Source organism: Pseudooceanicola sp. DL12, assembly GCF_056270665.1.
The window spans coordinates 2,753,305-2,772,909 of record NZ_CM149884.1 but is presented as its reverse complement, the minus strand read 5'-3'; the positions used below and the strand labels follow the sequence as shown (position 1 = coordinate 2,772,909).

19 protein-coding genes are annotated in these 19,605 nt (G+C 67.1%); 14 read left to right on the top strand and 5 right to left on the bottom strand.

Annotation, left to right across the window (positions count from 1 at the left end; translation table 11 throughout):
• The first annotated feature begins 2 nt into the window (after window positions 1-2).
• Both phnE and AC0WR5_RS12920 read left to right on the top strand, forming a co-directional pair.
• Window positions 3-1,316 (top strand): phosphonate ABC transporter, permease protein PhnE, encoded by a 1,314-nt coding sequence (gene phnE, locus AC0WR5_RS12925; RefSeq protein WP_475869004.1) that lies wholly within the window; start codon window positions 3-5, stop codon window positions 1,314-1,316.
• A 112-nt stretch (window positions 1,317-1,428) separates the two neighbouring features.
• A complete protein-coding gene (locus AC0WR5_RS12920) occupies window positions 1,429-2,046 on the top strand; it encodes an LbetaH domain-containing protein (protein WP_475863682.1) in 618 nt (205 codons plus the stop codon).
• 209 nt (window positions 2,047-2,255) lie between these two features.
• Here the strand turns inward: AC0WR5_RS12920 and AC0WR5_RS12915 are convergent, their stop codons facing one another.
• Both AC0WR5_RS12915 and phnF read right to left on the bottom strand, forming a co-directional pair.
• Window positions 2,256-3,446 (bottom strand): alpha-D-ribose 1-methylphosphonate 5-triphosphate diphosphatase, encoded by a 1,191-nt coding sequence (locus tag AC0WR5_RS12915; protein ID WP_475863680.1) that lies wholly within the window; start codon window positions 3,444-3,446, stop codon window positions 2,256-2,258.
• 108 nt (window positions 3,447-3,554) lie between these two features.
• Complete coding sequence (phnF, locus tag AC0WR5_RS12910; RefSeq protein WP_475863678.1) at window positions 3,555-4,307, bottom strand: phosphonate metabolism transcriptional regulator PhnF; 753 nt, start codon at window positions 4,305-4,307, stop codon at window positions 3,555-3,557.
• A 95-nt stretch (window positions 4,308-4,402) separates the two neighbouring features.
• Here phnF and phnG point away from each other — a divergent pair, with 95 nt between their 5' ends.
• The 12 genes from phnG to AC0WR5_RS12850 all read left to right on the top strand — a co-directional run bounded on the left by phnG (window position 4,403) and on the right by AC0WR5_RS12850 (window position 16,691).
• Window positions 4,403-4,873, top strand: coding sequence for a phosphonate C-P lyase system protein PhnG (gene phnG, locus AC0WR5_RS12905; protein WP_475863677.1), 471 nt, complete (start codon window positions 4,403-4,405; stop codon window positions 4,871-4,873).
• On the top strand, window positions 4,873-5,451 hold the full coding sequence (phnH, locus tag AC0WR5_RS12900; RefSeq protein WP_475863676.1) for a phosphonate C-P lyase system protein PhnH: 579 nt from the start codon (window positions 4,873-4,875) through the stop codon (window positions 5,449-5,451). The genes phnG and phnH overlap by 1 nt, the downstream gene beginning before the upstream one ends.
• Window positions 5,451-6,557, top strand: coding sequence for a carbon-phosphorus lyase complex subunit (locus AC0WR5_RS12895; RefSeq protein ID WP_475863674.1), 1,107 nt, complete (start codon window positions 5,451-5,453; stop codon window positions 6,555-6,557). Before phnH ends, AC0WR5_RS12895 begins: the two co-directional genes overlap by 1 nt.
• 100 nt (window positions 6,558-6,657) lie before the next feature.
• Entirely contained in the window at window positions 6,658-7,521 is an 864-nt protein-coding gene (locus AC0WR5_RS12890) for an alpha-D-ribose 1-methylphosphonate 5-phosphate C-P-lyase PhnJ (RefSeq protein ID WP_475869002.1), read from the top strand.
• The gene (gene phnK / locus AC0WR5_RS12885; protein WP_475863672.1) at window positions 7,518-8,306 is read left to right on the top strand and encodes a phosphonate C-P lyase system protein PhnK; all 789 of its coding nucleotides are present in this window, start codon (window positions 7,518-7,520) and stop codon (window positions 8,304-8,306) included. Before AC0WR5_RS12890 ends, phnK begins: the two co-directional genes overlap by 4 nt.
• Window positions 8,307-8,379: 73 nt before the next feature.
• Window positions 8,380-9,063, top strand: coding sequence for a phosphonate C-P lyase system protein PhnL (phnL, locus tag AC0WR5_RS12880; RefSeq protein WP_475863671.1), 684 nt, complete (start codon window positions 8,380-8,382; stop codon window positions 9,061-9,063).
• A 1-nt stretch (window position 9,064) separates the two neighbouring features.
• Window positions 9,065-9,610 (top strand): phosphonate metabolism protein/1,5-bisphosphokinase (PRPP-forming) PhnN, encoded by a 546-nt coding sequence (gene phnN, locus AC0WR5_RS12875; protein ID WP_475863670.1) that lies wholly within the window; start codon window positions 9,065-9,067, stop codon window positions 9,608-9,610.
• A 14-nt stretch (window positions 9,611-9,624) separates the two neighbouring features.
• The gene (locus tag AC0WR5_RS12870) at window positions 9,625-10,767 is read left to right on the top strand and encodes an alpha-D-ribose 1-methylphosphonate 5-triphosphate diphosphatase (protein ID WP_475869000.1); all 1,143 of its coding nucleotides are present in this window, start codon (window positions 9,625-9,627) and stop codon (window positions 10,765-10,767) included.
• Window positions 10,768-10,920: 153 nt separating this feature from the next.
• On the top strand, window positions 10,921-13,377 hold the full coding sequence (locus AC0WR5_RS12865) for a heavy metal translocating P-type ATPase (protein WP_475863669.1): 2,457 nt from the start codon (window positions 10,921-10,923) through the stop codon (window positions 13,375-13,377).
• A gap of 197 nt (window positions 13,378-13,574) precedes the next feature.
• Window positions 13,575-14,582, top strand: a complete 1,008-nt coding sequence (locus AC0WR5_RS12860; protein ID WP_475863666.1) for a C4-dicarboxylate TRAP transporter substrate-binding protein — start codon at window positions 13,575-13,577, stop codon at window positions 14,580-14,582.
• 68 nt (window positions 14,583-14,650) lie between these two features.
• Window positions 14,651-15,283, top strand: coding sequence for a TRAP transporter small permease subunit (locus AC0WR5_RS12855; protein ID WP_475863665.1), 633 nt, complete (start codon window positions 14,651-14,653; stop codon window positions 15,281-15,283).
• 7 nt (window positions 15,284-15,290) lie between these two features.
• Window positions 15,291-16,691: a TRAP transporter large permease gene (locus AC0WR5_RS12850; protein WP_475863664.1), complete on the top strand. Its 1,401-nt coding sequence runs from the start codon at window positions 15,291-15,293 to the stop codon at window positions 16,689-16,691.
• Between the two features lie 240 nt (window positions 16,692-16,931).
• On the opposite strand, the gene AC0WR5_RS12845 is transcribed toward AC0WR5_RS12850, so the two are convergent.
• From AC0WR5_RS12845 to AC0WR5_RS12835, 3 genes are all read right to left on the bottom strand, one after another.
• Entirely contained in the window at window positions 16,932-17,513 is a 582-nt protein-coding gene (locus AC0WR5_RS12845) for an rRNA large subunit pseudouridine synthase E (RefSeq protein ID WP_475863663.1), read from the bottom strand.
• Between the two features lie 96 nt (window positions 17,514-17,609).
• Window positions 17,610-17,999, bottom strand: coding sequence for a carboxymuconolactone decarboxylase family protein (locus AC0WR5_RS12840; protein WP_475863662.1), 390 nt, complete (start codon window positions 17,997-17,999; stop codon window positions 17,610-17,612).
• Between the two features lie 406 nt (window positions 18,000-18,405).
• Entirely contained in the window at window positions 18,406-19,449 is a 1,044-nt protein-coding gene (locus AC0WR5_RS12835) for a hypothetical protein (RefSeq protein ID WP_475863661.1), read from the bottom strand.
• Window positions 19,450-19,605: the final 156 nt, after the last annotated feature.

The window sequence follows — 19,605 nt, the reverse complement described above, 5'->3', positions numbered from 1 at the left end:
CCATGAGCGTGGACCTGTCCCAGGGGGACCTCAAGGCGCAGGCCGAGGGCCTGTTCCGGCGCAAGCGGCTCTGGGCCTTCGGCCTGCCGGCGCTGGTGCTCGTCTACCTTGTCTATGCCTTCTTTGCCTTCGACGTGGCGGGCGTGCTTGCCGGGGCGAGTTCCGAGAATGCCGAGAAGCTGGTGGCCGATACCTATAGCTACAAGACCCACGTGACGCGCAACAACCGCACCGGCGCTGTCGAAGTGGCGATCGAAGGCGAGCGCAAGGGCACCTATCCGCCGGGGGAAGCCCCCGACTGGGTGGATCTCGGCGAGACGACGACCATCGATCTGGGAGAGGGCTTCGTGGCCCATTACACGCCCGAGGGCGTGGATTTCATGATCCCGGGCTATGGCCTCGTGACGGCACGGCCGGGGCGGGGCGGCGTGAACGCGACCTTCCCGGAGGGGCCGCTGCCGGACTGGATCAATGCCTCCGACAACCGCGTGACCATGACCACGGACCGGGGCCGGATCACCATCACCCGGGCCAAGACCGAGATCTTCAAGTATCAGCCCGGCTGGGAGCTCTTCTTCTTTACCCTCGACAGCCCCTATCACGGCAAGTCGCTGGGCGAGATGATCACGCTGGCCTGGGCGGGCGAGTTCCCGATGATCTGGCACGATTTCTGGTACAACCCGATGTGGCACCATGCCGATGTGGCCGAGGCGCTCTTCGAGACGCTGCTGATGGCCTTCCTGGGTACCTTCGGGGCCGCCATCGTGGCCCTGCCCATGGCCTTTCTGGCGGCACGCAACTTCACGCCTTTCCTGCTGGTGCGGCAGGTCTTTCGCCGGCTGTTCGATCTGTTCCGCGGCGTGGATGCACTGATCTGGACCATCGTGCTGGCCCGTGCCTTCGGGCCCGGCCCGCTCACCGGCGCGCTGGCGATCCTGATGACGGACACCGGCAGCTTCGGCAAGATGTTCTCGGAGGCGCTTGAAAACGTGGATGAAAAGCAGATCGAGGGGATCAGATCCACGGGCGCGAGTCCGGTGCAGCGCTATCGCTTCGGGGTGATCCCGCAGGTGACGCCGGTGCTGCTCAGCCAACTGCTCTACTTCTTCGAGAGCAACACCCGCAGCGCCACCATCATCGGCGCCATAACCGGCGGTGGCATCGGGTTGCTGCTGACCCAGGCGATGATCACCCAGAAGGATTGGGAAGAGGTGACATACTACATCATCCTGATCGTGATCATGGTCATGGTGCTCGACTGGATCTCGGGCAAGATCCGCCGCCGCCTGATAAAGGGCGATGACGGCGGTCACTGACCGGTCCATCATGCCGGGAAGGCCCGCGTTGCGAGACTGCGCTGGCCTTTTCCGTTCCCCTTTCCCCAAATACTCCCGCCGGAGGCGGTCCGGCAGTTGCAGGAGGCGCAGCATGGCAAGATTGAGCGCGGAAACCCCGTTTCTTCACCCAGATGTCGAGGTCACCGAGACGGAGCTGGGTCGGTACACCGAGATCGGCCGCGGCAGCCGCGTCGCCCATTCGGTGATCGGCGATTACTCCTATTGTGACCGCTATGCCGATATTGCCAATTGCGAGGTGGGCAAGTTTGCCAATATCGCCAGTTTCACGCGTATCGGTGCCACCGACCACCCGCTCGACACCGCGGCCTGTCACCACTTCCTCTATCGCTCGGCGGAGTACTGGGACGATGTGGAGAACGACGCGGCCTTTTTCGCGCAGCGCCGCGCCCGCCGTGCCCGGATCGGGCACGACACCTGGATAGGGCACAATGCCCAGGTCAAGCCGGACGTGGTGATCGGGGACGGGGCGGTGGTGGCCTCGGGGGCCATCGTCACCCGTGACGTCGCGCCCTATGCCATCGTGGCAGGGACGCCGGCGAAGGTGCTTCGGCTGCGGCAACCCGAAGAGATTGCCGCGCGTCTGATCGCACTGGCCTGGTGGGACTGGAGCCATGACCTGCTGCGCGCGCGCCTGCCGGATTTCCGGGCAATGACGGCCGCAGAGTTTCTCGAGCGCTACGAGGGCTGAAGAGGAGGACGGGCTCCGCCCATCTGCCAGTGGCACGATCCGTGCGGGTGTGTTCCCGCGAAGACGAAAAAGGGGTGCCTTGCGGTGGGCACGGGGAGGGAATGGGCCGGGGGGAATGCCCGGCCTGTTTGCCAGTCACGCCGCGGCAAGGGGCCGGAGGCCGGGGGCAGGCGTCAGGCCAAGACGCTGCGGCGGTCGACCGAGCCCGATTACTCTGCGGCCAGCATCGAGCGCTGGGGCGCAGCGGCAAAGCGATGCGCGGCCTCACCGGCGAGATGGCTGATCCGGCCGCCGGAAATTGTGGCCTCTATGGCGCGTGTCGCCTCATGGATCACCACCATGTCCGCGCGCTTGCCGGGCGCAAGATCGCCGCGGTCAGACAGCTGCATAATTTCGGCAGGGCGGGTGGAGATCATCGCCCATGCCTCGGCCAGAGTCAGGATGCCGCCGTCGGCCAGGCGGAAGGCGGCATGGGCCAGGGCGGGATAGTAGTAATCCGAGACGAGCGCGTCGCAGAGCCCGCCCCGGACCAGCACCTCGGCCGCAATATTGCCGGATTGCGAGCCGCCGCGAACGATGTTGGGCGCGCCCATGAGGATCGGGTCGCCGACCGCATGGGCCAGGGCCGCGGCGGAACGCGCCGTGGGGAATTCGCAGATCTTTGCACCGATCATCGAGAACATCTCTCGCGTTTCGCCATCGGGGTCGTCGTGGCTGCCGTAGGTCACGCCCATGCTGTCGAACTTTTGCGCCAGCCGGCAGAGATAGCGGGGGACTTCGCGCTGCTGCTGCCGGGCATCATGTACGATCTTCAGGTGTTCCTGCGGGGTGCGGCCTGCCTTCTTGGCCCAGAGCAGGAGTTCCTCGGGGCGGGACGCCATCAAGGTGTCGGCCTCGTCGAGGTGATTGTTGAAGACCACGTAGTCGATCCCGTAGTGGCGGATCGCCTGGAGCAGTCGCGCCTCCGTCTCGACGGTATGGGTTTCACAGCGGATCTGCAGCCGCAGGTCGGTCAGGGCGAGGCCCTCGCGATAGTGTGCCAGGGCCTCCATCAGGCCGAGGGCGTAATCCGGGCCACGGTGGCCGCCCTCCCAGCTCCAGCTCTGGGCCAGCCAGGCGGTTGTCACGCCATTGGCGGCGGCGTCGCGGTCGGTGGCGCACAGGCCGATCTCCGGCGCGAAGGGGGCCGAAGGGCGGGGAGCAATGTGGCGCTCGAAGGCATCGCCATGCAGGTCGATGATGCCGGGGAGCACCAGGTAGCCGCCAAGATCGACTTCTCGGCCGGGCAGGGCGCCGCGGGCAATGCGGCCGTCGGAGACGCCGAGGGCGCGATCCTGAAAGACGCCGTCGGTCAGGACGCGGGCCCCTGTCAGGCGGAAACTTGGCATGGTCGTCGTCATGATACTGCTCGGATTGATTTGTCATTGGGGATAACTCCCGAATGTATCGGCAGCGTGACGTTTCGCCCTCAGTTTCATGGAAAATGCAGGGTTTCCGGGAGGATGCGTTCACTCTCCGGCAGGAGACGCCGGTGCATGGTCCTCGTCGCCGAGCGTCAGGGTGACGCGGTCGCCGCAGAACCAGGTGTGACCGTATTCCACCGGTTGCCCCTCGGGGTCGAGGTTGACCGCGATGGTGCGCAGGATCGGGTCTCCCTCGCGCAGCTGAAGGTGGGTGGCCTGGGTGGCGGTGGCGCGCTTGGCGTTCACGCGGGTGAAGGCGCGCGTGTAATCGGGCACGCCGTTGCGGGCCAAGGCCTCGGTGACGGAGCTGAGTTCCTGCAGCGAGCCGAGAAGGCCAGGGAAACGCCCGGCGGGAAAGACCGAGCGCGCTACCGCGATGGGTTGACCGTCTGCATAGGATACGCTGTCGACGGACACGACACGGGCACCTTCCGGCAGGCGCAACATCTCCGCTTCGCGGGTATCGGCGGTCCGGGTCTCTGCCAGGAGGATGCGGCGCGAGGGCAGGCGGCCGGCGGCGCGCATGTTCTGATGGAAGCGCACCCGGCGACCGATGGGGTAGTCGGTGGGCCGCTGTGCGACAAAGACGCCGGCGCCCCGCCGGGCGTGGGTCAGCCCCGCATCGGCCAGGGTGGCAAGGCCACGGCGCACGGTGTGCCGGTTGACCCCGAAGCGTGCCGCGAGTTCGGCCTCGGTCGGCAGGCGGTCGCCGGGGCCATAGCGGCCCGAGGCGATGTCGGAGGTGATCGTATCTGCGATGGACTGCCACAGAGGGGTTTTTGTCGTGGGGGCCGTCATGAAAGTTTCACGCCTCTGCTCTTGTGCGACTCGGGAAAGCTGTCTAAGGATTTGTCTAGTTGTATAGTTATCTAGACAAATCGGCAAGGTGTCTAATGGCGGAAATAGCGGAAAAGATCGCAGACGAGGGCACGGCGGCGCGGAAGGCCTGGATGGGGCTGCTGGCGCGGGCACAGGCGGGCGAACTGAAAGCGCTCTGGCAGGCGACGGGGCGGGCGCCCGAATTCACCTGGTTGCGGGCGCCCGAGGTGGGCGGCGTGATGGTGCGCGGCCGCACCGGCGGCACCGGCGCGGCCTTCAACCTTGGTGAAATGACCGTGACCCGCTGTTCGCTGCGGCTGGCTGATGGTGCCGTAGGGCATGCGATGGTGCAGGGGCGCGACCGCGAAAAGGCGGAGGTGGCGGCGCTGGTCGATGCGATGATGCAGGGCGAGGCGGCAGCCTCGCTTCGGGACGGCGTGCTGTCTCCGCTGGAACAGGCGGCAGCGGCCCGGACGGGCGCGCGGGCGGCCAGGGCCGCGGCGACGAAGGTCGATTTCTTTACCATGGTGCGGGGAGAGGACTGATGGCGATGACGGCAGATGCCCTGACGGGCGGGTTCGAGGATGCGCCGGTGCAATCTGCACGGGCCTTCCGGGTGGCACTGGAGGTGATGGCGCGACCGGGCGAGCTGCAGCACTTGACGGACCTGGCCTGTGCGCCCGAGCCGGTCAGCCCGGCGGCGGCGACGCTGCTGCTGGTGCTCTGTGATCCGGAAACGCCGGTGCACCTGGCCGGGGATCACGACACGGAAGCGGTGCGCGACTGGCTCACCTTTCACACCGGCGCGCCCTTTGCCGGGGCCGCCGAGGCGATGTTCGCGCTGGGAACCTGGGATGCGCTGATGCCGCTGACGGGCTATTTCGCCGGCACCCCCGAGTATCCAGACCGGTCCGCCACGCTGATCGTCGAGGGCGGGTGCGGGACGCAGCCCGCTGTTCTGTCTGGCCCGGGCATCCGCGCGACGCGAAAGGCGAGCCTGCCGGCGCTGGCGCCGCTGCAGGAGAACGCGCGGCAGTTTCCGCTCGGTCTCGATTTCTTCTTTACCGAGGGCGCGACGGTCATGGGCCTGCCGCGCAGCACGAAAATCGCGGAGGGCAACTGATGTATGTGGCGGTCAAGGGTGGCGAACGCGCCATCGACAATGCCCACGACTGGCTGGCCGAGGAGCGGCGCGGCGACCTGGACGTGGCCGAGCTTGGCATCGCACAGATCCGCGAGCAGCTGGCACTGGCTGTCAACCGCGTGATGGCCGAAGGCTCGCTCTATGACCCGGACCTCGCCGCGCTGGCGATCAAGCAGGCGCGCGGCGACCTGATCGAGGCGATCTTCCTGATCCGGGCCTATCGCACGACGCTGCCGCGCTTCGGCTACTCGCAGCCGGTGGAGACTGGCGAAATGGCCTGTGACAGACGGATCTCGGCGACCTTCAAGGATGTGCCGGGAGGGCAGGTGCTGGGGCCGACCTTCGACTACACCCATCGCCTTCTGGATTTCGCGCTGGAGGCTGAGGGACTGGACCGCGCGGAGGCGCCTGAGCCCGAAGAACACCCCGTGATGCCGAGGGTGACGGAGTTCCTGAACAAGGAGGGGCTGATCCAGGACGAGCCGCGCCCCGAGGTGGATGCGACGCCGGGCGACCTGACCCGCGAGCCGCTGGAACTGCCGGCCGACCGGCCGCTGCGCCTGCAGGCGCTGACTCGCGGCGACGAAGGGTTCGTGCTGTCGATGGCCTATTCCACGCAGCGGGGCTATGCCAAGAACCACCCCTTCGTGGGCGAGTTGCGCATCGGGACCGTGCCAGTGGAGATGGAGATCCCCGAGCTGGGCTTTGCAGTGGAGATCGGCGAGGTGGTGCTGACGGAATGCGAGACGGTGAACCAGTTCACCGGCTCGAAGACCGAGCCGCCGCAGTTCACCCGGGGCTATGGCCTGGTCTTTGGCCAGACCGAGCGCAAGGCGATCTCCATGGCACTGGTCGACAGGGCGCTGCGCTGGAAGGAGCTGGGCGAGGACAACAAGGGCGCGCCGGCGCAGGACGAGGAGTTCGTCCTCTATCACGCCGACAACATCCAGGCGACGGGGTTCCTCGAGCATATCAAGTTGCCGCACTATGTCGACTTCCAGTCGGAACTGGAGCTGGTGCGGAAACTGCGCCGGGAAGCCGATGAGCGGCTGCGGCCCGAGGCAGCGCAGGAGGCGGCGGAATGAGAGGGTTGCATGAACCGACCCTGCGGGCGGGTGCCTCCGGCGGGGAGATTTCGGACAAGAAAATGAGCATCTTGCGGGGAGCGATGTGATGGCCGCGCATATGAACGAATACAACTTTGCCTATCTCGACGAGCAGACCAAGCGGATGATCCGGCGGGCGCTGCTGAAGGGGATGGCGGTGCCAGGCTACCAGGTGCCCTTTGCCAGCCGAGAGATGCCGATGCCCTATGGCTGGGGTACCGGCGGGGTGCAGATCTCGGCCGCCGTGATGACGCCCGAGGATTGCTTCAAGGTGATCGACCAGGGCGCGGACGACACGACCAACGCGGTGTCGATCCGGCGGTTCTTCGAGAAGACCGCGGGCGTGGCCGTGACCGAGCACACGGCAGAGGCGACCGTGATCCAGACCCGGCACCGGATCCCGGAACGGGAACTGACGGAGGGGCAGATCCTCGTCTACCAGGTGCCTATCCCGGAGCCGCTCCGGTTCCTGGAGCCCTCGGAGGTGGAGACGCGGAAGATGCACGCGCTCGAGGAATACGGGTTGATGCATGTGAAGCTCTACGAAGACATCTCGCGACATGGCGACATCTCGACCAGCTATGCCTATCCGGTGATGGTGGAGGGACGTTACGTGATGGACCCGTCGCCGATCCCGAAATTCGACAACCCGAAGCTGGAGATGGCGGGGATCCAGCTGTTCGGCGCGGGGCGCGAGCAGCGGATCTATGCGCTGCCGCCCTACACGAAGGTGGTGAGCCTCGACTTTGAGGACTACCCGTTCAACCCGTCGAAGGCGGATCATGCCTGTGATCTTTGCGGGGCGGAGCACAGCTATCTCGACGAGGTGATCACCGACGATGCGGGCGGGCGGATGTTCGTCTGTTCGGATACCGATTTTTGCGCCGAGCGGCGCGCGGCGGGGCACCTTGGCCGGCTGGGTGCGCAGGAGGATGCGGCATGAAGGACATGAGCGTGACGGAGCCGCTGCTCCGGGTCGAGGGCGTGGCCAAGTACTATGGCGGGCGCATCGGCTGCGAGGGCGTGAATTTCGACCTCTGGCCTGGTGAAGTGATGGGGATCGTGGGCGAGAGCGGTTCGGGCAAGACGACGCTGCTGAACTGCCTGGCCGGGCAGCTGGAGCCCGACGCGGGTCGGGTGCTGTTCGACACTCGCGCGGCGGGCATGGTGGACACGGTGACCATGAGCGAGCCGGAGCGGCGGATGCTGAGCCGGACCGACTGGGCCTTTGTGCATCAGCATGCCCAGGACGGGCTGCGGATGAACGTGAGCGCCGGGGGCAACGTGGGCGAGCGGCTGATGGCCGTGGGCGCGCGGAACTATGGCGATATCCGGGAGAAGGCGCTCGACTGGCTGGGCCGGGTGGAGATTGCCGGGGACCGGATCGACGACCGGCCGAGCGCCTTTTCCGGCGGTATGCGGCAGCGGTTGCAGATCGCGCGAAACCTGGTGACCGGGCCGCGGCTGGTCTTCATGGACGAGCCGACCGGGGGCCTCGACGTCAGTGTGCAGGCGCGGCTGCTGGACCTGCTGCGCGGACTGGTGCGGGAGATGGGGCTGAGCGCGATCATCGTGACCCATGACCTTGCGGTGGTGCGCCTGCTGGCGGATCGGCTGATGGTGATGAAATCGGGGCACGTGGTGGAAACCGGCCTGACGGACCAGGTGCTGGACGACCCGCAACATGCCTATACGCAGCTGCTGGTCAGTTCGGTTCTGCAGGTCTGAGGGTGAGACGGGGTGGGGGCTCTGCCCCCGTCCGCTCCGCGGACACCCCCCGTCGTATTTGGAGAAAGATGAAATGATCACGGTCGAGAATGTGTCCAAGACCTTTACCCTGCACAACCAGGGGGGCGCGGTGATCCCGGTGATGGAGGGCGCGCATCTGTCGGTGCAGCCCGGGGAATGCGTCGCGCTGGTCGGGGCATCCGGCGCAGGGAAATCCACGCTGATGCGCATGATTTACGGCAATTACCTGGCGGCGTCGGGGCGGATCCTGGTGGGGGGCGTAGACGTGGCGCGGGCCGAGCCGCGCGAGATCCTCGCGCTGCGCCGCGAGGTGCTGGGCTATGTCAGCCAGTTCCTGCGCGTGGTGCCGCGGGTGCCGACCCTCGACGTGGTGGCCGAGCCGCTGCTGGCCGTGGGCGTGGACAGCGCGACTGCGCGGACGCGGGCTGCAGAGCTGCTCACCCGGCTGAACATTCCCGAGACGCTCTGGGGGCTGTCGCCCACCACGTTCTCGGGGGGCGAGCAACAGCGGGTAAACATCGCGCGCGGGTTTGCCCATGCCTATCCGGCGATGCTGCTGGACGAGCCGACGGCAAGCCTGGATGCGACCAACCGCGAACAGGTCATGCAGCTGATCGAGGAGGCCAAGGCCCGTGGCGCGGCCATCGTGGGGATTTTCCACGACGTGGAAGCGCGCGACCGGGTCTGTGACCGTGTGGTCGACGTGACGGGCTTTACACCCGCGCGGGCCGCTTGAGATGGCGGGGCGGCTGATCGGCATTGTCGGCCCCTCCGGTGTAGGCAAGGACAGCGTGATGCGCGCGGTGGTTGCGGCGCGGCCGAGCACCGGCCTAGTTCGTCGGGTGATCACCCGCGCGGCAGATGCGGGAGGCGAGGATTTCGAAGCGGTCAGCGAGGCGGAATTCCGGCGGCGTGAAGCAGCGGGGGATTTCCTTCTGTCCTGGCCGGCGCATGGCTTGCTCTATGGGGTGCCCTCGGAGGTGAGCCCGGAGCTGGCGCGGGGGCGGGACATGCTGGTGAACCTGTCGCGGGCCGTCCTGCCGCAGGCTGCCGAGCGGGTGGCGGGGTTTCGCGTCATTCGCCTGACGGCACCGGATACGGTGCTGGCGAGGCGGTTGGCGGAGCGTGGGCGCGAGAGCGCCGAGGATATCGAACGGCGCCTGGCACGCGCCGGATTTGCACTGCCGCCCGGCGTGGTGGCAGTGGACGTGGACAATTCCGGTGCCCTTGACCAGACGGTCGCACGGGTGCTGGCCCTGCTCGAGGAAACGGCGGTTCAATGAAAGACGAGACGCAGATGAAGACGGAAACCGTGCTGGCCAATGCGCAGCTGGTGCTGCCGGACGAGGTGCTGACAGGTCATGTGGTGCTCCGCGACGGGCTGATCGCCGAGATCGGCACCGGTGCCGTGCCGCGTGATGCGGTGGATTGTGAAGGGGATTACCTGATCCCGGGCCTGGTCGAACTGCACACCGACAACCTGGAGCGTCATATCTCTCCGCGGCCCAAGGTGACCTGGCCGCACCACGCGGCGATCGTGGCGCATGATGCCGAACTGGCGGGCTGTGGCATCACCACCGTCTATGACGCGATCCGGGTGGGCAGCATCGTCGAGGGCAAGCGCGGAGATTACCATCGCTATGCCCGGTCGATGGCCGACGAGATCCTGTCGATGCGCGACCAGGGTGCGCTGAAGATCAGCCACCACCTGCACCTGCGGGCCGAGACCTGTTCCGAGACGCTGATCGAGGAGCTGTCGGAGTTCGGCCCCGAGGACCGGGTGGGCATCGTCAGCCTGATGGACCATACGCCCGGACAGCGACAGTTCCGCGACATGCAGAAATTCGAGGACTACGTTTGTGGCAAGCACGGGCTGTCGCGGGACGGATTCGAAGATTACTGCCAGTTCCTCTTCGACCTCCATGCGCGATTGGGCGAGGCCCACGAGGCGGCGGCCGTGGCGGCGGCCAAACGCTATGGCGCGGTCCTGGCCAGTCACGACGACACCACCGAGGGGCAGGTGGCGGTCTCTGCGGAACATGGCATCCGGCTTGCGGAATTTCCCACCACGGTCGAGGCGGCCCGCGCCTGCCATGCGCAGGGGATCAAGGTGATCATGGGGGCGCCGAACCTGGTGCGGGGCGGTTCGCATTCCGGAAACGTTTCGGCGCGCGAGCTTGCCGAACAGGACCTGCTCGACATCATCAGTTCGGATTACGTGCCTTCGGCGTTGCTGCTCTCGGCGGTGCAGCTGGGCGAACTCTGGGGCGACATGGCGCGGGGGATTGCCACGGTGACGCGGGCGCCGGCCCGGGCCTCCGGCCTGACCGATCGCGGCGCGCTCGAGCCGGGGCAGCGGGCGGACATGGTGCGTTTCGGCATCCGGGGCGGCGTGCCGGCCCTGCGATCCGTGATGGTGCAGGGCGCACGGGTGGCCTGACCCTTCATCGGAATTGGGGGTACCGGAATAGGGTCTGTCCGAACCGGGCACCATCAGAAAACCGGCCGCGCGACAGAAAAGTGCCGCGCGGCCCTTGACCCTCCAGCTACTGGAGGGCCCATCTGTGCCACCTGACAGAAACAGGAGCGCCAGATGGATCAGACAACTCAGAACCATTTTTCGCTGGAAGTTACCGGCATGAGCTGCGCCTCCTGCGTGCGACGTGCGGAAACGGCACTGAAGAACGTCCCCGGAGTGACCGGGGCGAACGTGAACCTCGCCACCCGCAAGGCGGAGCTGGAGCACGACGGGCGGGTGACGCCCGTGACGGCTGCCGATGCGCTGGCCGCAGCCGGCTATCCGGCGGCGGACGGGGTGATCGCACTGCAGGTCAGCGGTGCCAGCTGCGGCTCTTGCGTGGCGCGGATCGAAGCGGCGATGACCGCGCTGCCGGGGGTTCGGGAGGTGTCGTTCAACCTTGCTACCGGGCAGGCGCGGGCGACGGTGCTGACCGGTGCCGTGACCCAGGCGGACCTGATCGCCGCCATCGAGGCGGCGGGCTATGCCGCCGAGGAACTGGCCGGGCAGGAGAGCGCGGCGGAACAATCCGCCAAGCGCCAGAAAGAGGAAATCGACGGCCTGCAGCGCGACACGCTGACCGCCGCCGCGCTGAGCGTGCCGGTGGTGATCCTGGCCATGGGCGCACATCTGGTGCCGGGTTTTCACGACCTGATCATGAACACGATCGGGATGACGGCCTCGAACTGGATCCAGATGGTGCTGACGGCCATCGTCATGGCCTGGCCCGGGGCACGGTTCTTCCGCTCGGGCGTGCGGTCGCTGATGCACCTGGCGCCGGAAATGAACGCGCTGGTGGTTCTGGGCACCTCGGCGGCCTTTGCCTATTCGGCCGTGGCGACGATCGTGCCGGGGATCTTTCCCGAAGGCACGGCGAATGTCTATTTCGAGGCAGCGGCGGTGATCATCACTCTGATCCTCGCGGGGCGCTGGATGGAGGCGCGGGCCAAGGGGCGGGCGTCGGAGGCAATCCGCAGACTGGCCGGGCTGCAAGTGCGCGAGGCGCGCCTGCGGGCGCCGGACGGTGGCGAGATGACCGTGCCTGTTTCAGCGCTTCAGCCGGGTGACGTGATCCTGCTGCGGCCGGGTGACCGGCTGCCAGTGGACGGCGAGATCGTCGAGGGCAGTTCCGACATCGACGAGGCCATGGTGACCGGCGAACCGATCCCGGCCAGCAAGGGGCCGGGCGATCCGGTGATCGGCGGCACCGTCAACGGCGCCTCGGCGCTGGTGGTGCGGGCAACCGCCACCGGGCAGGATACGATGCTGGCGCGGATCATGCAGGCCGTGGAAGAGGCCCAGGGCGCCAAGCTGCCGATCCAGAACCTCGTGGACCGTATCGCGCAGGTCTTTGTTCCGGCGGTTATCGCGGCGGCCGTGATGACTTTCGTGCTCTGGCTGGCCCTTGGGGGAGGCCTGGCGAATGCGCTGGTGGCGGCAGTCTCGGTCATGGTGGTGGCCTGTCCCTGTGCCATGGGGCTGGCGGTGCCGGTTTCGATCATGGTGGGAACCGGGCGCGCGTCGGAGCTGGGCGTGCTGTTCCGGCGGGGCGATGCGCTGCAACGGATGAAGGCCGCGCGTGTCGTGGCCTTTGACAAGACCGGTACGCTGACCATCGGCAAGCCTGCCCTGACCGGGATTGCCGCCAGGGGCGACGAGACCGAGGCGCTGGCGCTTCTGGCGGCCCTGGAAGCACAGTCCGAACACCCTGTCGGGCGCGCGGTGGTCGCCGAAGCAGAGGCGCGCGGGCTGAGCCTGCCGCAGGTGCAGGACGCAAGGGCGCACACCGGGCAGGGGATGTCCGGCACCATCGCCGGCCGGGAAATCCGGATCGGCAACCTGGCCTTCCTGCGCGCGCCGCTGCCCGACGAACTGTCTGAAAAGGCGGTGGAATGGGACGGCGAGGGGCGGACCGTGCTCTATGCCGAGGCGGGGGGGCAGACGCTGGCGGTGCTGGCGGTGTCGGATACCGTCCGCGAGGAGGCGCGCGATGTCATCGCGGCGCTGAAGAACCTTGGCATGACGCCGGCGATGATCACCGGTGACAGCCGCGGGGCGGCCGAATACGTGGCGCGGGAGCTGGGCATCGAGACCCTTCGGAGCGGCGTGAAGCCGACGGAGAAGGCCGATGTGGTCAACAGCCTGCGCGAAGAGCTCGGCGGCGAGGTGATCTTTGTCGGTGACGGGATCAACGATGCGCCGGCCCTGGCTGCGGCCGACGTGGGCGTTGCTATGGGCAGTGGCACCGATGTGGCCATGGAAGCCGCGGAAGTGGTGCTGATCTCGGGTGATCTGCAAGGTGTCGCCACCGCGTTGGAGCTGTCGCGGCGAACCATGGCAAACATCCGCGAGAACCTCTTCTGGGCCTTTGCCTACAACGTGGCGCTGATCCCGGTCGCGGCGGGCCTGCTGGCGCTTTTCGGGGGGCCGATGATGTCGCCGATGCTGGCCTCGGCCGCCATGGCGCTGTCTTCGGTTGTCGTGGTGAGCAACGCGCTTCGCCTGAGGCGGGTGGCCGCCCCGGTGGCGTGACGACAATCGGGCAGATGATCCGGGATGAGAGTATTTTCAGGACGTTAAAGAGGGGCGGTGCCGCGCGGTACCGCCCCGTTCTGCCTTCTCATACCGGGAATCTGGTAGTCATTAACTCTTGCGTTGCGTGTGTTGGTCTTTAGGCTTCCCTGACGACAAGCCCGGGAGGAGACGGGCGGATCAAGGGAGGAAAGAACATGAAAATGTTGAACGGGGCCGCTCTGGCCGCGCTTGGAATGGCTGTCGCACTGCCGGCGCAGGCCGACGAGTGGAGCGTGTCGCTCTGGGGATCGCCGCGGGTGTTCACCAGCCACGTGGAGAAACTGGCCGAGCTGCTGGACGAGAAGACAGGAGGCGAGTTCACGCTGAACATTTCCTACGGTGGCCTGTCCAAGAACACCGAGAACCTCGACGGCATCTCCATCGGGGCCTTCGAGATGGCGCAATTCTGTGCCGGCTATCACCGGGACAAGAACCCGACCCTGACGGTGCTCGAACTGCCTTTCCTGGGCGTCAACACGCTGGAGGAAGAGATTGCCGTGTCGGAAGCGGTCTATACGCATCCGGCGGCGATCGAGGACATGGAGCGCTGGAACGCGATGTTCCTGATGCCCTCGCCGATGCCGCAGTACAACCTCGTGGGCACGGGAGAGGCGCCGACCTCGCTCGAAGCCTTTGACGGCATGCGGGTACGCGCCACGGGCGGCCTGGGCGAGGCCTTCCGGACGGTTGGCGCGGTGCCAACCTCCGTCACCTCGAGCGAGGCCTACGCGGCGATGGATTCCGGCGTGGTGGATGCGGTGGCCTTTGCGCCACACGCGCATTTTTCGTTTCGTACCATCGACATAGGCGACTGGTGGACGGCCAACCTGAATCCGGGCACGGTCAACTGCCCGGTGGTGGTGAACAAGGACGCCTATGACATGCTCTCGGATGAGCACAAGGCGGCGCTGGCCGAGGCGGTGCCGGAAGCGCTCGATCACTACCTGGCCGAATATGGCAAGATCAACGCCCGCTGGGACGACATCCTAGCCGAGAAGGGCATCGAGAAGGTGACCTTTTCCGAGGAGGATCTTCAGGCCTTCCGCGCGGCGGCCGCTGACCCGATCCGCGCCGCCTGGATCGAGGAGATGACCGCCCAGGGGATCGACGCCCAGGGGCTCTACGACACGGTCGTGACCACGCTGGACGAAAAGCGGATGTGACCGCTGGCTCCGCCGCGCCCGTGACGGTGCGGCGGATTTCTGCAAGGAAAGGCAAGGGGGAGGCAGGCATGGCCGGGCATTCATCGGTGCTGGCGGACGGCAGCCTATTGAGCCGTCTGGATCGCGGGTTCTACAGGGTGGAGCGCTTTCTTGCGCTGCTGTCCGGGTTGGCGGTGTTCTCCCTCATGGTGCTGGCGGTGCTGTCGGTTGGCGGGCGCGAGATGCTGAACCGACCGATGCCGGGCTATATCGACTGGATCGAGCAGCTGATGCCGCTGATCGCCTTCATGGCGATTTCCTATACCCAGCGAGACGGCGGCCACATCCGCATGGACATAGTGGTGGGACAGCTGAAGGGCCGGGCGCTATGGGCCGCGGAACTGACGACGACACTGCTGGTACTGATCTTCATTCTGCTTCTGATCTGGGGCAGCTGGGCCCACTTCGAGCGCAGTTTCGATCTTTCCCGCCCGCTCTGGAGCAGGGACAGCTCGATCGACATCGCCTTGCCGCTCTGGCCGGCCAAGCTGCTGGCGCCGGTGGCCTTCGGCGTTCTGGCGCTGCGGTTGGTGCTGCAGATCTGGGGCTATGGACGGGCCTTCGTGGAGGGAAGCGCGCGCCCCGTGGCCGTGCCTCTGGTGATGTCGGCGGCGGAACAGGCGGCCGAAGAAGCCGCGCATGTATCCTCGGCAGGAGAATAAGGACGCCATGGAACCCATTGAAATCGGTATCATTGTTTCAATCTTCATGCTGGTCTTCGTGGTGCTGGGCATGCGGGTGGCCTTTGCCGCCGGTATTGCCGGGCTGGTGGGGCTCGTGTGGATTTTCTGGGCCAAGTTCGGATACGAGCCGGCGCGGTTCGGTAAGGCGGTAACGGTCGCGGTGAAAACCGCGGGACAGGTGCCCCACGGCAAGGTCGCGAGCCAGTCTCTGAGCCTTATCCCCACCTTCATCCTGATCGGTTACCTGGCCTACTACGCCGGTCTGACCAAGGCACTCTTCGAGGCCGCGAAGCGCTGGGTGGGGTGGTTGCCGGGGGGGCTGGCGGTGGCGACGGTCTTTGCGACGGCGGGGTTTGCGGCGGTCTCCGGCGCCTCGGTGGCGACCTCGGCCGTCTTTGCCCGCATCGCCATTCCGGAGATGCTGAAAGTGGGCTATGACAAGCGCTTCGCGGCAGGCGTGGTGGCGGCGGGCGGTACGCTGGCGAGCTTGATCCCACCCTCGGCGATCCTGGTGATCTATGCCATCATCGTGGAACAGGACGTGGGCAAGCTGCTGCTGGCCGGCTTCATCCCCGGTGCCTTTTCCGCCATTGTCTACGGATGCTTGATCGTCGGTCTCGCCCTTGTGCTGCCGCGGTTCGGGCCGCCCGTGCGGGGCTATACGATGCGGCAGAAGCTGGCCGCGATACCGCCGGCCTTCCCGATCTTCTTCGTGGTCTTCATCATCATCTTCTTCATCTACAACCCCTTTGGCGGCGATCCCTGGGGGACACCCACGGAAGGCGGGGCACTGGGGGCGGCGGTGGTCTTCCTGATGGCCGTGGCGCGGGGCATGCGCTGGCCCGAGCTGAAGGATGCGCTGCTCGAGACGGCCAAGCTCTCGGCGATGATCTTCACCATCATCTGGGGTGTGCTGATCTACGTGCGCTTTCTGGGCTTTGCCGATCTGCCACATGCATTTGCCAATTGGATCAGCGCGTTGGAGCAGCCGCCCATGCTGACGCTGGTGCTTATCCTGCTGGCCTATGCGGTGCTCGGCATGTTCATGGATGCCATCGGAATGCTGCTCCTGACGCTGCCGGTGGTCTACCCGGCGGTGATGGCGCTGAACGGCGGAGAGATGGTTTCGGCGGCGGAGTCCGCCTTCGGGATGTCGGGGCCGATGTGCGCGATATGGTTCGGAATCCTGGTGGTCAAGATGGCCGAATTCTGCCTGATCACGCCGCCGATCGGCCTCAACTGCTTCGTCGTGGCGGGGGTCCGTCCGGAGGTTTCGGTGCAGGATGTCTTTCGCGGCGTGACGCCCTTCTTCATTGCCGATGCGCTGACGATAGCGGGGCTGGTGGCCTTTCCGCAGATCGTTCTGTGGCTGCCCTCGCAGGCCTGAAAAACGGCGCAAACATATTGAAAATGGAATATCTTCAAGCGTCTGAAAAGGCCGGATTCCAACGTCGGTATTACGTCGGTATCGCGTCGGTATTGCGTCGGTGCGATTTCGGCCTCCGCGCGCGGAGGCCGAAGCCTCCGGCGGGGATATTTCGGGCCAGATGAAAGAGCGCGCGGCTCCCCGTCATCTGGCCATAAATATCCCGGGGGAGGCTCCGAAGGAGACGGGGGCAGAGCCCCCTTATCGCCGGTTCGGCCGGCTCTGCTGAGGGGGCGGGGCGTCGTGCCAGGTGCCGGGGGCCAGGTCGCCCAGGTGCCATGGCCCGATGGCGGCGCGGACAAGGCGCAGGCAGGGATGGCCGACGTGGGCCGTCATGCGGCGCACCTGGCGGTTGCGGCCCTCGGAGATCTCGAGCTGAAGCCAGCTGTCGGGGACGGATTTGCGCACCCGGATCGGTGGCGTGCGGGGCCAGAGGCCGGCCGGGGCGTCGATCAGCGCGGCGCGGGCCGGCAGGGTCGGGCCATCCTTGAGGGTGACCCCCTCGCGCAGGGCGGCGAGGGCGGCCTCGTCGGGGATGCCTTCGACCTGAACCCAGTAGGTCTTGGGCATCTTGTGTTTCGGATGGGTGATCCGCGCCTGCAGGCGGCCGTCGTCGGTGAGCACCATCAGCCCCTCGCTGTCGCGGTCGAGGCGGCCGGCGGGATAGACGCCGGGCAGGTCGATGTAATCCGACAGCGTGGCGCGCTTGCTGCCCTCGGAGCCGCGGTCGGTGAACTGCGGCAGGACATCGAAGGGCTTGTTGAAGAGGATCGTTCGGGCCATGGGGGCCTCTAGCGTGGCTGGGCGGGAAGGGAAAGCAGATTGCAGGCTTTGCGCTTTGCAATTCGCGTTTGCAAAGCCTGCAAAGTGGGGCGCGGGTCAGAGCTTGCCGGCTTCCTCGAGCACCTTGCGGGCGACGCGGAAGCATTCCAGCCCCTGGGGCACGCCGCAGTAGATCGCCACCACGTGGACGATGGCACGGATCTGTTCCGGGGTGACGCCGTTGTTGAGCGCGCCGCGGCAGTGGATCTCCCATTCGTGCATCTTGCCCAGGGCGCCGATCATCGAGAGGTTCATCATCGAGCGCGTCTTCGGATCGATCACCTCGTCGCCCCAGCCGAAGCCCCAGCACCATGCGGTCATCGCCTCCTGGAAGGGCTGGGTGAAGGCATCGGCGGCGTCGAGGTTGCTTTGCACGTAGTCGTCGCCGAGGGTGGCCTTGCGCTGGGCCAGGCCCTTGGCAAAGAGGTCTTCGTCGAAAAGGCTCATGGGGGTCTCCTGTCATGCGAGCGCGGCGGGCGCGATGGCGGCCCGGTCCGGAGCGCCCGGGGCGCTCGGTGGTGCGGCGCATCGTGGCGGCAAGGGCGCGCAGCCGCAAGGGCCGCCGGGCGGATTGGCTGGGCGCGCGCGGCGTCCCGTCCTGATTGCCCGATCACGGTAGCATCATGGCGGCGTCATGGCGGCGTCATGCCGCTGTCGTGCTGCCGCGCTAGGACCGGGGCGGGCGGCGGCCCCATCGCGCCGCCGTGGACGAGAGCCGAGAGAGGGCCAGAAATGACCGAGATTTCCCCCCTGCGTTTCGTGCTGGATTGCCTGTTCCGGCCGCGTCGAAACGGTTTGACGGCGCGGCTGACCGGCCGGGCCGGGCCGGTGAAACGGGTGATCTACTGAGCGATCATGAGGCGGCCCGGCCGCCGCCGGCGTGCGGCGTCTGCACCTCGGGCGCCCAGTCGGCGGCATGGCCCAGGGACGCGCGGATCATGGCGCGCAGGCGCTCCGGGCTGGCGTCGCGCCCGGTGATGCAGCGAAACAGCTGCTGTCCGCGCAGCGGCACGATGTCGGGGCCGGTCAGGGTGCGGCAGCCGAGCGCCTGGGCGTGGCGGATCATCGGTGTGGCAAAGGGCGTGATGCCGGTGTCGACGAGCCAGTGCCGGGGCGTCAGGACCTGCTGCGGCACGACGATGCGTTCGGGCAGCCGGGGGTCCGGCTGAAGCGCGGGACCGGAGAGCAGGGTGTTGACCACCCCGTCGATGCGCAGGTCGAGCAGGTCCTCCGGCCCGGTCAGCACCCGCGACTGCATCGGCCCGCCCTGGGTCATCATGCGGGTGAGCGCATAGGCCTGGTCGCGGTCGCGCGCGAGGATGTAGAGCCGCTCGGTGCCGAGGTCGGCCAGGGCGCAGGCGGCCGCAACGGCATCGGGGCCCGAACCGATGAGCAGCACCTGCCGGCGCGGGGTGAGCGACAGGAAGGACTGCAGCCCGTCGCGCAGGGCGCGGGTGTTGCTGTCGAAGCCGAAGGCCTCGCCCTCGATGAAGAGCACGGTATCGACGAGGCCGCTGCGCCGGGCGCCGGGCGAGAGCTGATCCGTGAGCCCGTGCAGCGCGGTGGGCAACGCGCCCGAGACGTAGAAGCCCGTGGCGCCGATGAAACGGCCGGCGCGCAGAAGCTGGGCGCCCTGCTGCCGGGCATCGCCGGGCAGGCCGCGCAGCGAGAAGTGGCGCACCTGCAGCGGCAGGCGGGCCACGGCGGCCTCGGTCTCGATCAGGCGGCGGAGGGGGTAGCGGCGCAGCGGGTCGCCGGCGAGGCCGAAAAGGCGGACGGGCGTGCGCGCAGGCGCCAGGAGGGGGGCCGCGGGGCGCGGCCCGGTCTGTCGCGGGGGATGATCGGGCGCATCGCCGGAGGCGCCGGTCGAGCCCCGCGGCGGGTACTCATGAGTCATCAGGAACCACCATGACGTCGAAACAACAGGGTCAGCTTGCCACAGGAATATTTGTGACGCTACGGAAAGTCAGACGTCTGGTGGGTAAAAGGCGCGAAAAATGTCGGGGCGCCGGGTAATTCCGGCCGATCGCGGGGGCGGGGGATCGGGCGAGGG

Excerpts from the sequence above, each read along its gene's own strand:
- phnE (WP_475869004.1), top strand. The coding sequence starts at position 3 with ATGAGCGTGGACCTGTCCCAGGGGGACCTCAAGGCGCAGGCCGAGGGC.
- AC0WR5_RS12920 (WP_475863682.1), top strand. The coding sequence starts at position 1,429 with ATGGCAAGATTGAGCGCGGAAACCCCGTTTCTTCACCCAGATGTCGAG.
- AC0WR5_RS12915 (WP_475863680.1), bottom strand. The coding sequence starts at position 3,446 with ATGACGACGACCATGCCAAGTTTCCGCCTGACAGGGGCCCGCGTCCTG.
- phnF (WP_475863678.1), bottom strand. The coding sequence starts at position 4,307 with ATGACGGCCCCCACGACAAAAACCCCTCTGTGGCAGTCCATCGCAGAT.
- phnG (WP_475863677.1), top strand. The coding sequence starts at position 4,403 with ATGGCGGAAATAGCGGAAAAGATCGCAGACGAGGGCACGGCGGCGCGG.
- phnH (WP_475863676.1), top strand. The coding sequence starts at position 4,873 with ATGGCGATGACGGCAGATGCCCTGACGGGCGGGTTCGAGGATGCGCCG.
- AC0WR5_RS12895 (WP_475863674.1), top strand. The coding sequence starts at position 5,451 with ATGTATGTGGCGGTCAAGGGTGGCGAACGCGCCATCGACAATGCCCAC.
- AC0WR5_RS12890 (WP_475869002.1), top strand. The coding sequence starts at position 6,658 with ATGAACGAATACAACTTTGCCTATCTCGACGAGCAGACCAAGCGGATG.
- phnK (WP_475863672.1), top strand. The coding sequence starts at position 7,518 with ATGAAGGACATGAGCGTGACGGAGCCGCTGCTCCGGGTCGAGGGCGTG.
- phnL (WP_475863671.1), top strand. The coding sequence starts at position 8,380 with ATGATCACGGTCGAGAATGTGTCCAAGACCTTTACCCTGCACAACCAG.
- phnN (WP_475863670.1), top strand. The coding sequence starts at position 9,065 with ATGGCGGGGCGGCTGATCGGCATTGTCGGCCCCTCCGGTGTAGGCAAG.
- AC0WR5_RS12870 (WP_475869000.1), top strand. The coding sequence starts at position 9,625 with ATGAAGACGGAAACCGTGCTGGCCAATGCGCAGCTGGTGCTGCCGGAC.
- AC0WR5_RS12865 (WP_475863669.1), top strand. The coding sequence starts at position 10,921 with ATGGATCAGACAACTCAGAACCATTTTTCGCTGGAAGTTACCGGCATG.
- AC0WR5_RS12860 (WP_475863666.1), top strand. The coding sequence starts at position 13,575 with ATGAAAATGTTGAACGGGGCCGCTCTGGCCGCGCTTGGAATGGCTGTC.
- AC0WR5_RS12855 (WP_475863665.1), top strand. The coding sequence starts at position 14,651 with ATGGCCGGGCATTCATCGGTGCTGGCGGACGGCAGCCTATTGAGCCGT.
- AC0WR5_RS12850 (WP_475863664.1), top strand. The coding sequence starts at position 15,291 with ATGGAACCCATTGAAATCGGTATCATTGTTTCAATCTTCATGCTGGTC.
- AC0WR5_RS12845 (WP_475863663.1), bottom strand. The coding sequence starts at position 17,513 with ATGGCCCGAACGATCCTCTTCAACAAGCCCTTCGATGTCCTGCCGCAG.
- AC0WR5_RS12840 (WP_475863662.1), bottom strand. The coding sequence starts at position 17,999 with ATGAGCCTTTTCGACGAAGACCTCTTTGCCAAGGGCCTGGCCCAGCGC.
- AC0WR5_RS12835 (WP_475863661.1), bottom strand. The coding sequence starts at position 19,449 with ATGACTCATGAGTACCCGCCGCGGGGCTCGACCGGCGCCTCCGGCGAT.